The 12,713-nt window shown below is 69.6% G+C and carries 11 protein-coding genes and 1 pseudogene; 2 read left to right on the forward strand and 10 right to left on the reverse strand.

The features are described 5' to 3' along the window. Positions 1-25 precede the first annotated feature (25 nt). Both F5X71_RS37500 and F5X71_RS21595 read right to left on the reverse strand, forming a co-directional pair. Positions 26-586: pseudogene (locus tag F5X71_RS37500) on the reverse strand (AMP-binding protein); the annotation flags it as partial. Then, a complete protein-coding gene (locus F5X71_RS21595) occupies positions 583-1,482 on the reverse strand; it encodes an SDR family NAD(P)-dependent oxidoreductase (protein ID WP_167463686.1) in 900 nt (299 codons plus the stop codon). The pseudogene F5X71_RS37500 and the gene F5X71_RS21595, both read right to left, overlap by 4 nt. A gap of 192 nt (positions 1,483-1,674) precedes the next feature. Here F5X71_RS21595 and F5X71_RS21600 point away from each other — a divergent pair, with 192 nt between their 5' ends. Beyond that, on the forward strand, positions 1,675-2,643 hold the full coding sequence (locus F5X71_RS21600) for a 5'-3' exonuclease (protein WP_167463687.1): 969 nt from the start codon (positions 1,675-1,677) through the stop codon (positions 2,641-2,643). 144 nt (positions 2,644-2,787) lie between these two features. On the opposite strand, the gene F5X71_RS21605 is transcribed toward F5X71_RS21600, so the two are convergent. From F5X71_RS21605 to F5X71_RS21635, 7 genes are all read right to left on the reverse strand, one after another. Beyond that, a complete protein-coding gene (locus tag F5X71_RS21605) occupies positions 2,788-3,459 on the reverse strand; it encodes a DUF4333 domain-containing protein (protein WP_167463688.1) in 672 nt (223 codons plus the stop codon). 199 nt (positions 3,460-3,658) lie between these two features. Further along, positions 3,659-6,382 (reverse strand): DEAD/DEAH box helicase, encoded by a 2,724-nt coding sequence (locus F5X71_RS21610; protein WP_167463689.1) that lies wholly within the window; start codon positions 6,380-6,382, stop codon positions 3,659-3,661. 2 nt (positions 6,383-6,384) lie between these two features. Next, positions 6,385-7,338 (reverse strand): twin-arginine translocase subunit TatC, encoded by a 954-nt coding sequence (gene tatC / locus F5X71_RS21615; RefSeq protein ID WP_167463690.1) that lies wholly within the window; start codon positions 7,336-7,338, stop codon positions 6,385-6,387. A gap of 131 nt (positions 7,339-7,469) precedes the next feature. Next, positions 7,470-7,742: a Sec-independent protein translocase subunit TatA gene (gene tatA, locus F5X71_RS21620; RefSeq protein ID WP_167463691.1), complete on the reverse strand. Its 273-nt coding sequence runs from the start codon at positions 7,740-7,742 to the stop codon at positions 7,470-7,472. A gap of 106 nt (positions 7,743-7,848) precedes the next feature. Further along, entirely contained in the window at positions 7,849-8,874 is a 1,026-nt protein-coding gene (locus tag F5X71_RS21625; RefSeq protein ID WP_167463692.1) for a 2-dehydropantoate 2-reductase, read from the reverse strand. Then, positions 8,871-9,842: a helix-turn-helix transcriptional regulator gene (locus tag F5X71_RS21630; RefSeq protein ID WP_167463693.1), complete on the reverse strand. Its 972-nt coding sequence runs from the start codon at positions 9,840-9,842 to the stop codon at positions 8,871-8,873. Before F5X71_RS21630 ends, F5X71_RS21625 begins: the two co-directional genes overlap by 4 nt. After that, a complete protein-coding gene (locus F5X71_RS21635) occupies positions 9,839-10,834 on the reverse strand; it encodes a helix-turn-helix transcriptional regulator (RefSeq protein ID WP_167463694.1) in 996 nt (331 codons plus the stop codon). Before F5X71_RS21635 ends, F5X71_RS21630 begins: the two co-directional genes overlap by 4 nt. Positions 10,835-10,921: 87 nt before the next feature. Here F5X71_RS21635 and F5X71_RS21640 point away from each other — a divergent pair, with 87 nt between their 5' ends. Beyond that, positions 10,922-11,230 carry a thiamine-binding protein gene (locus F5X71_RS21640; protein ID WP_167463695.1) on the forward strand — a complete coding sequence of 103 codons (309 nt, stop codon included), beginning with the start codon at positions 10,922-10,924 and terminating at the stop codon, positions 11,228-11,230. 117 nt (positions 11,231-11,347) lie between these two features. Here F5X71_RS21640 and pafA read toward each other — a convergent pair whose 3' ends face one another. Beyond that, a complete protein-coding gene (pafA, locus tag F5X71_RS21645) occupies positions 11,348-12,706 on the reverse strand; it encodes a Pup--protein ligase (protein WP_194250723.1) in 1,359 nt (452 codons plus the stop codon). Between the last annotated feature and the right edge of the window lie 7 nt (positions 12,707-12,713).

The raw sequence follows: 12,713 nt of genomic DNA on the forward strand, positions 1-12,713 counted from the left end.
TCACCAAGCGCCCGGCCGGAATTCGTGCCGGCGCTCGCAATCCGCGGCGCGCCATGGCATCGACCGAGTCGCTGCCGTGCGCACCGTCGGCGAAGCAGCTCACCACCGGGCCGCGGTATCCCGCGGCACGCACCACCGGCACGAACTCCGCGTCGCAGAGCACCGCGGCGACGGATTGCCCTGCCAGCGAACGCGACAGCGTTTCCGTGGCGAAACCGGTGTTGAGCAGGACGACGTCCGCGCCGGTGGCCAGCACACCGAACAGCCCCGCCGCGAAATACCGACTGTTGCGGCACAGCACCGCCACCGCGGCGCCCGCGCCGATGCCGTGCTCGGCGCGCAGCCCGCCCGCGAGCGCGTCGGCCAGCTCGGCCAATTCGGCATAGGTGAGCGCGCCCCGCTCATCGACGACCGCCGTGCGCCGCGGCCAGCGGGCGGACGAAACCGCGAGCAGCACAGCGGGATTCAGCCCTTTGCGCGCGACCGCGACCAGCATTCTGGCCACGGAGAGCGGTCCGACCGGCCACACCACCCGCGCCCCGACGAACGCGGCGGCCACCGCCGCACCCGAGCGCAGCAGCGTCATGCTCGACCGCCGAGCGCCGCGTCGGTGTCGCGGGTGCAGCGCGCCCACGCCCGCATGAACAGCGCCGTCGCACCGGGCAGCACCGCCGCACCGACCTCGGCGGGCCGCACCCACCACGGCTGGATCGCCCGCGGCCGCCGCACGATCGCCCTGGCCACGATATCGGCCGCCTCGTCGGGATACAGACCGGGCAGCATGCGCATGATCGGCGTCGGCGCGCTCATCCTGGTGTAGATCAGCGCCATGTACACGGTGCTCACCCGCACCCCGTCGGCCGCCAATTCCGGTGCGACACTGCGTAACCAGATATCGAAGGCGCCCTTGGACGCCTGATACGCGCCCCAGCGCGGGCCGGGGGCGATCCGCACGCCGATGGTCGAGATGTTGACGATGTGACCGCTGCCCCGCGCCCGCATCAACGGCAGCAGACCCAACAGCAACCGCACCGGACCGAGGTAGTTCACCCCGATGGTGCGCTCGAAATCGTGGAACCGGTCGTATTGCAGGTGCAGCGACCGCCGCATCGACTTGCCCGCGCTGCTGACGATCACGTGTGGTGCGCCGTGCCGTTCGACGATCGTCTTGATCAATGCCGCGACGGCCGCCTCATCCGAGAGATCCGCCGCGTACGCGCGGGCTCGGCCACCGGCCGCCGCGATCTCCGCGACGAGCTCGTCGAGCCGCTCCCCGGTGCGCGCCACCAGCAGGACCAGCGCGCCCGCCTCGGCCATGCTGCGCGCGGTCGCCGCGCCGAGGCCGAACGAGGCGCCGGTGACCAGCACCGTTCTGCCCGCGACCGTCGCGCGCAGTTGCCGCCGGTCGGACAGCCGGGACGGATTGACCACGCGATCGAGGGCCACCCGCGTCACCCGGGCCACGGGACGCAGTTCGCTCATCGGTCCGCCTCCGGTACCGGCCTGGACCGGGTAGAACTCTGTGTCGCCATCGACTCACCAATCTGAACACGGTTCGAATTGAACTTCGTTCAGAATGCGGGTCACAGATAGATGCTGTCAATGCCCGGCGCGCAATCTGTCTGAGTCGGTGATGCGCGGCGATTTGTCGGGGTGGGCAGGTAGCGTGAGCGCGTGACTTCTGCTGCGCACTCCGGTGGACCGTTGTTGCTCCTGGACGGGGCGAGCCTGTGGTTCCGTGCTTTTCACGCGATCCCGGAGAAGATCACGGCCGCCGACGGCCGATCCGTGAACGCCCTGCGCGGATTCACCGACATGGTCGCCTCCCTGATCACCAAGCACTCCCCGAGCAGGCTGGTGGTGTGCCTGGACCTGAACTGGCGCCCCACGTTCCGGGTCGAGCTGGTGCCCTCGTACAAGGCGCATCGTCTCGACACCTCCGCCGACGCCGGTCCGGGCGCGGAACAGGTGCCCGACACGCTCACCCCGCAGGTGGAGATGATCCTCGAGGTACTCGCCGCGGCGGGCATCGCGACCGGCGGCGCGGACGGCCTCGAGGCCGACGACGTGCTCGGCACGCTGGCCACTCGGGAGCGCACCGATCCGGTCGTCGTGGTCAGCGGCGACCGCGACCTGCTGCAGCTCGTGCGCGATACTCCGCGGCCGCCCGTGCGCGTGCTCTACGCCGGGCGCGGCCTGGCCAAGGCGGAGCTGTTCGGGCCCGCCGAGGTCGCCGCGAAATACGGTGTGCCACTGGAGAACGCGGGCCGCGCCTACGCCGATCTCGCGACGCTGCGCGGCGACGCCTCCGACGGCCTGCCCGGCGTGGCGGGCATCGGCGAGAAGTCCGCGTCCATGTTGATCTCCCGGTTCGGCTCGCTGGAGGCGCTCGTCGCCGCTGTCGAAGACCCCGAAGCCGACCTGGCCCAGGGCGTGCGCGCCAAACTCCGTGGCGCGGCGGACTATTTGAAGGCCGCCGCCCCCGTCGTGCGCGTCGTCTGCGACGCCGAGGTCGAGCTCTCCCGCCCCGACACCCTCCCCACCGCTCCCGCCGACCCCGCCCGCCTGCGCGAGCTCGCCACCACCTACAACGCCGAAAGCCCCGTCACCCGGCTCATCACCGCCCTCACCCGCTCCGCCTGACCCCGGCGCACAACGCACACAACCCTCGGCCGCACAACGGGTTCGAGGTGCGTGCGTGCTCCATGGCGCCGGGTGCGAGTTACCCCGGAGACGACTCGGCCGCACGCTCGGCGGAGGGAGCGTGCGGCCGGGTGATGGAGGGAGTTAGTTGGGGCGGCCGACCTCGTAGGTGCCGTCCTCCTTGGTGATCTTGATGGTCACCTTCTTGGCCTCGCCGCTGACCTTGACGTCGCAGGCGAAGGTGGCGTCGACCTTGACCTCCTGGCCGGAGGGGCAGGCGACGTCGCTGACGTCCTGGATGCCGTAGGAGTCGGAGAGCACCTTCTTGACGCCGTCCTGCACCGCGGCCTGGTCCAGCTTGTCCTTGGCGGTGAGCACCAGGACGAGGGCGACGATGGCACCGATGACGAACAGACCGAGCACGGAAAGACCGATGATCAGGCCCTTGCCCTTACCACCCTGCGGCGGTTGCCCCGGCTGCTGACCCCACTGGGGCTGACCGGGCTGCTGGCCCCACTGGGGTTGCGGCTGCTGACCCTGCTGCCAATCCTGCGGCTGCCCCCACTGCTGAGCGGGCTGCGGCTGACCGGGCGGGCTCCACTGCTGCGCGGGCTGCTGCCCCCACTGCGGCTGACCCGGCTGCTGGCCCCACTGTTGTTGCGGCTGCTGGTCGCCCCAGTGCTGGGTCGGCTGCGCCGACGCGGGCGTCTGCGGCTGGCCACCCCACTGCTGTCCGGGTGGCTGCTGGCCGCCCCACTGCTGGGTGGGATCGTTGCGCCCCTCCCCGGGTTCGCTGGGTCCAAACGGGCCGCTCATCTGGTTGCCTCCACTCGCATCGTTGTACACACGGTAGCCCCCCGCGTGGGAACCGTCGTATAACTCGACTCCTCCGCCACGGTCGGTACGCGAAAGAAATCAAATCACAATCGAATCCGGTACGCGCAGCGCCCGCCGTCGCCTCGGCGCCGCGTTTTTTGTCGCTTCGCTCTGCGCAGTCTAGGGACCGTCTCGCCGGTTATGCGGCATCCACCGCGACGACACCCCGCCGGATCGCCCGCACCGCCTTCGCGGCGGTCGCGGCGACCTCGGGATCGTCGGCGTTGCCGTGGATCTGGTCGAGCAGATCGATGACCTGCCTGCACCAGCGCACGAAATCCCCCGCCGACAGCGGCGCGGCCTGATCGCCGCTGGCGAGCAACGACTCGGCCAACCCGTCGCCGCGCGCCCACTTGTAGACGCCGGTGACGAAGCCCAGATCGGGCTCCCTGGTGGGCGGCAACTTGTGCCTGGCCTCGTCGGAGCGTAGCTCGGTCCAGACCCGGATGGTCTCGCCGACAGCCCGCCGGATCGGCGCCGTGGGTCCGCTCGCGCCGAGATAGCCACCGTCTTGGCGCGATTCGAACACCAGGATGGACACGACGCCGGCCAGTTCGGCGGGACCGAGGCCACGCCACAGCCCCTGGCGCAGGCACTCGGCGACCAGCAGATCGCTCTCGGAGTAGATGCGGGCGAGCCTGCGCCCGTCCGCGGTGACCTCGGAGTCGTGCACGAACCCGCGCTCCTGCAGCAGACCGACGATCCGGTCGAAGGTGCGAGCGAGCGAGTTCGTCGTCGCGGCAACCTTCTGGCGCATGGTCTCGGTCTCCCGGAGCAGCCGGTTGTAGCGCTCGCCGACGCGGGCCATCTGCTCCCGGTCCGGGCGGGTGTGCGCGGGATGGGACCGCAGGCTGCGGCGCAGCGTGGCCAGTTCCCGGTCGTCGGCGGCCGCGGAACGCTTGCCACGGCGCGGCCGTCCCGGCGCGGAGATCCCGGTGCTGCGCAGCGCCGAGGCCAGATCGCGCCGGGCCTGCGCGGTGCGGTGATCGACCCGGCGCGGCAGCCGCATGTGGCCCAGCGGCTCGGCGGGCACCGGGAAGTCGGCGACCGAGATCCGGCCCGCCCACTTGTCCGCGGTGAGCACCAGCGGGCGCGGATCACCCGGTGTCGCATCGGGTTCCAGGATCACCGCCAGCCCGGCCCGCCGCCCGGACGGGATCGCGACCACGTCGCCGCGGCGCAGCGCGACCAGCGCGTCCACGGCGGCGCCGCGCCGATCGGACCGGCCCTGCTGTTCCAGTTGCCGTTCCCGCTGCTTGATCCGCTCGCGCAGCGAAATGTATTCCAGGAAGCCGCCTTCGGCGCCGCCGAGCTGGTCGCGCAGCTTGCGCAGCGCGGACTCGTTGCGTTCGATGCCGCGCACCAGTCCGACCACCGACCGGTCGGCCTGGAACTGCGCGAACGATCGCTCCAGCAGCGCCCGGGATTCGGCCGCGCCCATCCGGTCGATCAGGTTGATGGACATGTTGTAGCCGGGACGAAACGAGCTGCGCAGCGGATAGGTCCTGGTGGAGGCCAGACCGGCGACCGCGCTCGTGTCGACCTCGGGCTGCCACAGCACCACCGCGTGCCCCTCGACATCGATGCCGCGGCGGCCCGCGCGACCGGTCAGCTGGGTATATTCCCCAGGCGTGAGTTCGGCGTGCGACTCGCCGTTGAACTTGACCAACCGCTCCAGCACCACCGTGCGGGCGGGCATGTTGATGCCGAGAGCCAGTGTCTCCGTGGCGAATACGGCCCGCACCAGCCCGTTGACGAACAGTTCCTCGACGGTGTGCCGGAACGCGGGCAGCATGCCCGCGTGGTGGGCGGCCAGACCGCGGTGCAGCGATTCGCGCCATTCCCAGTAGCCGAGCACCTCGAGATCGGCCTTGGGCAGCTCGCCGGTGTGCTTGTCGATGATGGCGTCCACCTGGGCGCGGTCCTCGTCGCGGCCCAGGTCCAGCCGCGAGCGCAGGCACTGAGCCAGCGCGCCGTCGCAGCCGGCGCGGCTGAAGATGAAGGTGATCGCGGGCAGCAAGCCCTCTTCGTCCAGCTTGGCCAGCACCTCGGGGCGCGGCAGCGGCCGGAAGTCGCGTCGCGGCCCGCCGCGGCCGTTGCGCGGCCCGCCCCAGCTGTTCGCCCGGTCGGCGAGTTCGCGCTGTTTGATGAACCGCACCAGGTCCTCGTCGACTAGCACCTTCTGGTCGGTGGAGTCGGTGTCGAACAGGTCGAACATCCGCCTGCCGACCATGACGTGCTGCCACAGCGGCACCGGCCTGGTCTCGTCCACCACCACCGCGGTGTCCCCACGCACGGTCTCCATCCAGGCGCCGAATTCCTCGGCGTTGCTGACCGTCGCGGACAGGCTGACCAGGCGCACGTCCGGCGGCAGGTGCAGGATCACTTCCTCCCACACCGCGCCGCGGAAGCGATCGGCCAGATAGTGCACCTCGTCCATCACCACGTACGACAGCCCGCGCAGCGCGTCGGAGGACGCGTACAGCATGTTGCGCAGCACCTCGGTGGTCATCACGACCACCGGCGCGTCGGGGTTGATCGACTGGTCACCGGTGAGCAGCCCGACCATGCTCTTCCCACCCCCCGTCGTGTCGCGGCCGTAGCGCTCGGTCAGCTCGGCGAACTTCTGGTTCGACAGCGCCTTGATCGGCGTGGTGTAGAAGCATTTGCCGCCAGCGGCGAGCGCCAGGTGTACCGCGAACTCGCCGACGACGGTCTTGCCGGCGCCGGTCGGTGCGCAGACCAGCACGCCGTGGCCGGCTTCGAGTGCCGCACAGGCGGTGCGCTGGAAAGGATCGAGGCTGAATTTCAGCTCGGTGGAGAACTTCGCTAGCTCGCCCGTGTGCGACCGGTGATGTGTCACCGTCAGAGGGTATCGGAGTAGTCCGACATCGAGCGCGCGCTTTTGTCCGGGGGTGTCACGATCGACTCGGCGGGCGCGATCGGCTCCGGGCCGCTCAGCGCGGATGCTTCCTCGTCCGAGAGCGCGGCCAGGTTCTCGGCTTCCTTGCGCGCCTTGCGGATGTCGTTGATCCGGGAGAACTGGATCGCGACCTCGAACAGCACCGTCAGCGCGAACGCCAGCGCCAGCATGGAGAACGGATCCTGCGGCGTCACGATGGCCGCGAACACGAAGAGCCCGAACGTGATTCCGCGCCGCCACGCCTTCAGCCGCTGATAGGTGAGCACCCCGATCAGGTTCAATCCGATGATCAGCAGCGGGGTTTCGAAGCTCACGCCGAAGATCACCAGCAGCTGGATGATGAAGCCGAAGTACTGCGAACCGCTCAGCGCGGTGATCTGGACGTTGTTGCCGATCGAGAGCAGGAAGCTCAACGCGTGCGCGACGACCACGTAGGCCAGCACCGCACCGGTCAGGAACAACACCGTGCCGGTCGAGACGAAGCCGACCGCGTACTTGCGTTCCTTGGCGTAGAGGCCCGGGGTGATGAACGCCCAGAGCTGATACAGCCAGATGGGCGCGGCGAGCACGATGCCCGCCGTCATGCCCACCTTCAACCGCAGCGTGAACTGCTCGAACGGCGCGGTGGCGAGCAGCTTGCAGCTGCCGTCCGGGCTCAGGGCCGCGCGGGCCGAGTCCGGCAGCGAGCAGTAGGGGCCGCGGAGCACATCGCCCAGGCTGGGGACGCCGAGGAAGCCGTATTCGTACCAGATGAATCCCAGCACCGTGGTGACGACGACCGCGGCGATCGAGACCAACAGCCGGTACCGCAGTTCCTGCAGATGCTCGACCAACGACATGGTGCCGTCGGGGTTGGTCCTGCGCTTGCTGCGCCGGGGATCGAACGGGATTCGCATGGTTGGTGATTGCCCCTGGGTTCCAGTGCCGCGCTCAGCTCGGCAACACGAAGGCCCGGAGTGAGTTCCCCCACTCCGCCATGAGCGCGCCACGCCACCCGGGCCCGCTCCGCATAACTCGGTCTAACGGCTCAGAGCGACTTCGGCTCGGCGTGGGGCTGCTGCGCGACCGTCGGGGCGGCCTGCTGCGCAGGCGGCAGCTGCTGCGGCTGCGCGGGCTGCTGCGCCGGGGCGGCGGGCGCCTCGGCGTCCTTGCCCTCCTGCTGCATCTGGCTGACCTCGCTCTTGAAGATGCGCAGCGACCGACCCAGGCTGCGGGCCGCGTCGGGCATCCGCTTGGCACCGAAGAACATCACGAAAACGACCGCAATGATCAGCCAGTGCCAGATGCTCAGACTGCCCATGATTAATACCTCCCAAGACTGGTGATGGTTTTGATGCTACCGGAGGGTGACGTGCGCGAACGCCTCCGTCCGCCGCCTTTGTCCTGCGTTGCCCCCGGCTGCCCGGTCACCGGCTCGACGCGCCCGCCGTCCGCAGTTGCGCGAGCAGTTCCGGGCCGGTCCAGGTGCGCCGGTCCCCCTGCTCGGCCGCGACGATCAGTTCGATCAGCCGCTGGTTGACCGGGGTCGGCAGGTCGACCATGGCGCCGAGGCCGACGATTTCGCCACAGAGCCAAGAGATTTCGGTCTTGCGCCCGAGCGCCAGATCGTCGGCCATGGACGAGCGGGCCATCGGATCGACGGCGAGCACCCGGCCGAAAGCCCGCCGGAACACGCCGTCGGGCAGGGTCAGCAGCGCGGCCATGACGCGCGGCGGCACCGGGGTCAGCCGGGCGGGCTCGATGCGCGCCTTGTGCATCACCGCGAGCGCCTCCCGCTGGGTGAGCGCCAGGCAGCGGCGATAGTCGCGGTCGGCGAGCTGTTCGCGCAGCGGACGCCCGGACAGCGCGTTGATCGGGTTGTTCAGGTTCAGCAGCAGTTTGGCCCACTGCACCGAGCGCAGATCGGGGTAGCGCCGCAGCGCCAGTCCGGCCTGCGCGAAGACCCCGAGGAACGGCGCGAGCTCCGGATCGTCCTGCACCGCGAGGCTGCCCTCGGTGCCGCGATGGAACCGCCCGCCCGGATGCTGCACCACGTTGAACATCACCATGCCCGCGAGCACCACGCAGTGCGGCAGGATCTCCCGGATCACGGTGTCGTTGCCGATCCCGTTCTGCAGGCTCAGCACCACGGTGCCGGGACGGATCTTGCCCGCGAGCTCGCGCACGGCGTCCGCGGTCGCCGCCGACTTCACCGCGACGAGCACCAGCTCGGCCGAGCCGATGTCGTCCGGCTCGGTGGCCACCCGGAACCGGTCGCTGGGCAGCAGGTCATCGCCGCCGTCCAGGTCGGTGAGCCGGATACCGGACGCGGTGATCTCGTCGAGCACCCGCGGCCTGCCGACGAACGTGACGTCGGCGCCCGCGACGCCCAGTTTGCCGCCGACGAAGATGCCGATACAGCCCGCACCGATCACCATGACCCGGCTGCTCATGCCGGCTCGAATCCCGCCGCGGCGTACGCGGCCAGCGCCGCGTTGGACCGTTCGCGCACCGCGGCGACCAATTCCGGTGGGCCCAGCGCGGTCACGCCGGAGCCGAAGCCGAGCAGCAGCCGTGCCATCCAGTCCATGGTGGCGAAGCGCATGGTCGCCTCCAGGCTGCCGTCGGCGTGCACCGCGATCCGGTTCATCGGATACTGATCGAGCACCCAGGCGTAGTCGGGGTGAATACGCAGACGCGCCAAGGGAACCGCGGGGTCGTCCTGGAACAGGTCGAGCGCGGCGGATTCCTCGGTGGCGTGACTCGGCGGCCGCGCGGGCTCGTCGAGTTCGGTGGCGTCCTCGATCCGATCGAAGCGGAACAGCCGAACGCCCTCGGCCTGCCTGCACCAGGCCTGCAGGTAACTGTTGTTGTCCACCAGGACGATTCGGATCGGGTCGACGATCCGCTCGGACACCACGTCACGGCTGGCGGAGTAGTAGACCAGGCGCAGCGCGTGCCCGCGCGCCAGCGCCGAGCGCACCGTGGCGACGGCGGGCGCCTCCGCGGGCGGGGTGCGGGCCGGCACCGGCTCGGCGGCGGAACCGCCCGCGATCGCGGACTCGATCTTGGCGATGGCGGCGTGCGCGGCGGTCGGATCGACCATGCCCGGCATGTCCACGATCGACCGCAGCGCCACCAGCAGCGCGGTCGCCTCGGTCGAGGTCAGCCGCAGCGGGCGGTCGATGCCCGCCGAGAAGGTGACCTCGATGCTCTCCTCGGAGAACGAGAGATCGATCAGGTCACCGGGGCCGTAGCCGGGCAAACCACACATCCACAGCTGGTTGAGGTCGCTCATCAGCTGTTTCGAGGTGACGCCCAGGTCGGCGGCGGCCTCGGCGGCGCTGATGCCCGGGTGCGCGATGAAGTACGGGATCATGTTGAGCAGCCGCGAAAGTCGAACGGAAAGCCGGGAATTCACGCGGTGACCTCCGTGCGATCGAACACCGAGCGCAGTCGGTTGACCACATCGATGCGCAGTTCCTCCGGCGCGAGCACCACCGCGTCCGGACCGAGTCCGGTGATCAGGCGGGCGATCCAGTCGCGCGAGCGCACCGGTAACTCGACCACCGCACCCGCGCGGCCACCGATCGTGCGCTCGCCGGTGACCTGCCCGATCCGGCGCAGCTCACGGCCACGCCCCTCGGCCACCCACACCGTCGCGGTGCCGCTGACCGGCGCCGAACTGGTCACCTGAGCGACGATCCCGCGCAGATCGATGCCGTCGGGTTTGCGGACGGTGTTCACCGGGCCATAGGGCGTGACGTCGTCACCGATGCGCGACAGGCGGAAGCTGCGCACCGCGTCGCGATCCCGGTCGTGCCCGACGAGGTACCAGCGGCCGTGATGGGTGACCACACCCCACGGCTCGACATCGCGCATCAGGTAGGGGGCGTTGATCGCGCCGCGATGCTCGAAACGCACCGCCTGGCCGGCGTCGATGGCGGCGAGGAGTTTGCCGAGGACGGGTTCGGAGCCGCGGGTCCGCGCCGGGACCGCGGGCACCGCGGCCACCGTGGCGTCGGTCTCCACGTGCACGCCCGCCGCGCGGAGCTTGAGCAGCGCGCCGTCGGCGGCGGCGGCCAATTCCGGCGACTCCCACATCTGCACGGCCACCGCGACCGCCGCGGCCTCCTCGTCGGACAGATCGATCTCGGGCAGCTCGTAGGCGTCCCGGTTGATCCGATAGCCCTCCACCGAGGAGTACCGGCTCACCGGTCCGATCTCGAGGGGTATGCCCAGGTCACGCAGTTCGTTCTTGTCCCGCTCGAACATTCGGCTGAACGCCTCGTCGCTGACGGAATCCTCGTACCCCGCGACGCTGTCCCGAATCCGCTCCGCGGTCAGGAACTGCCGGGTCGACAGCAGCGCGATGACCAGATTCATCAGCCGCTCGACCTTGGATATCGCCACCCGATAGAGGGTAATGGGCGCCGCGCCCGCCGTGCGCGGCGGCGCGCGATTCCGCGCGCACAGATGCCCGAGGGCACTATGGAGGCCATGATCATCGCGTTTTCTGTGACACCCCTCGGGACCGGCGTCGACGTGGGCCGCGCCGTCGCCGAGGCGGTCCGCGTGGTGCGCGCCAGCGGCCTGCCCAACCGCACCGACGCCATGTTCACCACCGTCGAGGGCGAGTGGGACGAGGTGATGGCCGTCGTCAGGGCCGCCACCGACGCCGTGATCGCGGTCGCCCCTCGCTGCAGCCTGGTACTCAAGGCCGATATCCGCCCCGGCGTCACCGACGCCCTCACCGCCAAGATCGCAACCGTCGAACGCTACCTCGCCGAAGACGAAAGCAGCCGGTGATCCGCTGGGTCACCCAGCGCACCGGCCCGCCTGCGGATTTTCTCGGCACGCGGCAACGGCAGATCATGGCGGTAATCCGACGGCGACCGAGACCCGTCGGGTCTCGGTCGCCCCGTTCTACATGGAGGCGATGAGCCGGTCCACGCGTTCGTCGACCGAGCGGAACGGGTCCTTGCACAGGACCGTGCGCTGGGCCTGGTCGTTCAACTTCAGGTGCACCCAGTCGACGGTGAAGTCGCGACCCGCCTCCTGTGCGGCGGTGATGAAATCGCCGCGCAGCTTGGCCCTTGTGGTCTGCGGCGGGGTGTCCACCGCGGCGTCAACGGCCTCGTCCTCGGTGATCCGCTTGGCCAGCCCCTTGCGCTGCAGCAGGTCGAACACCCCGCGGCCGCGCTTGATGTCGTGGTAGGCCAGATCCAGCTGGGCGATCTTCGGATCGGACAGCTCCATGTTGTAGCGATCCTGGTAGCGCTGGAACAGCTTGCGCTTGATCACCCAGTCGATCTCGGTGTCCACCTTGGCGAAATCCTGCGCCTCGACCGCGTCCAGCGCCCGACCCCACAGGTCGACGACCTGGTCGATCTGCGGATCCCGGTCCCGGTTGCGCAGGTGCTCGACCGCGCGGGCGTAGTACTCGCGCTGGATGTCCAGGGCGCTGGCCTGGCGTCCGCCCGCCAGCCGCACCGGACGGCGACCGGTCAGATCGTGACTGACCTCGCGGATCGCGCGAATCGGGTTGTCCAGGGCGAAATCTCGGAACGAGACGCCCGCCTCGATCATCTCCAGCACCAGGGCTGCGGTGCCGACCTTGAGCATGGTTGTGGTCTCGGACATGTTCGAATCGCCCACGATCACATGCAGGCGGCGGTACTTCTCCGCGTCGGCGTGCGGCTCGTCACGGGTGTTGATGATCGGCCGCGAGCGCGTGGTCGCCGAGGAGACGCCCTCCCAGATATGCTCGGCACGCTGCGACAGACAGAACGTGGCCGCCTTCGGCGTCTGCAGGATCTTGCCCGCGCCACAGATCAACTGGCGGGTGACCAGGAACGGTAGCAATACATCGGAGATCCTGGAGAACTCCCCGGCGCGCACCACGAGGAAGTTCTCGTGGCAGCCGTAGGAGTTGCCCGCGGAATCGGTGTTGTTCTTGAACAAGTAGATGTCGCCGCCGATGCCTTCTTCGGCGAGCCGCTGCTCGGCATCGATCAACAACTCTTCGAGGACCCGCTCGCCTGCGCGGTCGTGGGTCACCAACTGGTGCAGGCTGTCGCATTCGGCAGTCGCGTACTCCGGATGGGACCCGACATCCAAATAGAGCCGAGCACCGTTGCGGAGGAACACGTTCGAGCTACGGCCCCAGGACACCACCCGGCGGAAAAGATACCGGGCCACCTCGTCGGGGGACAGCCGACGGTGACCGTGGAAGGTGCATGTCACACCGAACTCGGTCTCGATCCCCATGATTCGTCGCTGCACACTATCG

Origin of the sequence: Nocardia brasiliensis, assembly GCF_011801125.1 — a bacterium.
Classification (GTDB): Bacteria; Actinomycetota; Actinomycetes; order Mycobacteriales; family Mycobacteriaceae; genus Nocardia; species Nocardia brasiliensis_C.

What these genes read in the sequence shown, in the direction of transcription:
- F5X71_RS21595 (WP_167463686.1), bottom strand. Translation starts at nt 1,482, where the DNA reads ATGAGCGAACTGCGTCCCGTGGCCCGGGTGACGCGGGTGGCCCTCGAT.
- F5X71_RS21605 (WP_167463688.1), bottom strand. Translation starts at nt 3,459, where the DNA reads ATGAGCGGCCCGTTTGGACCCAGCGAACCCGGGGAGGGGCGCAACGAT.
- tatC (WP_167463690.1), bottom strand. Translation starts at nt 7,338, where the DNA reads ATGCGAATCCCGTTCGATCCCCGGCGCAGCAAGCGCAGGACCAACCCC.
- tatA (WP_167463691.1), bottom strand. Translation starts at nt 7,742, where the DNA reads ATGGGCAGTCTGAGCATCTGGCACTGGCTGATCATTGCGGTCGTTTTC.
- F5X71_RS21625 (WP_167463692.1), bottom strand. Translation starts at nt 8,874, where the DNA reads ATGAGCAGCCGGGTCATGGTGATCGGTGCGGGCTGTATCGGCATCTTC.
- F5X71_RS21640 (WP_167463695.1), top strand. Translation starts at nt 10,922, where the DNA reads ATGATCATCGCGTTTTCTGTGACACCCCTCGGGACCGGCGTCGACGTG.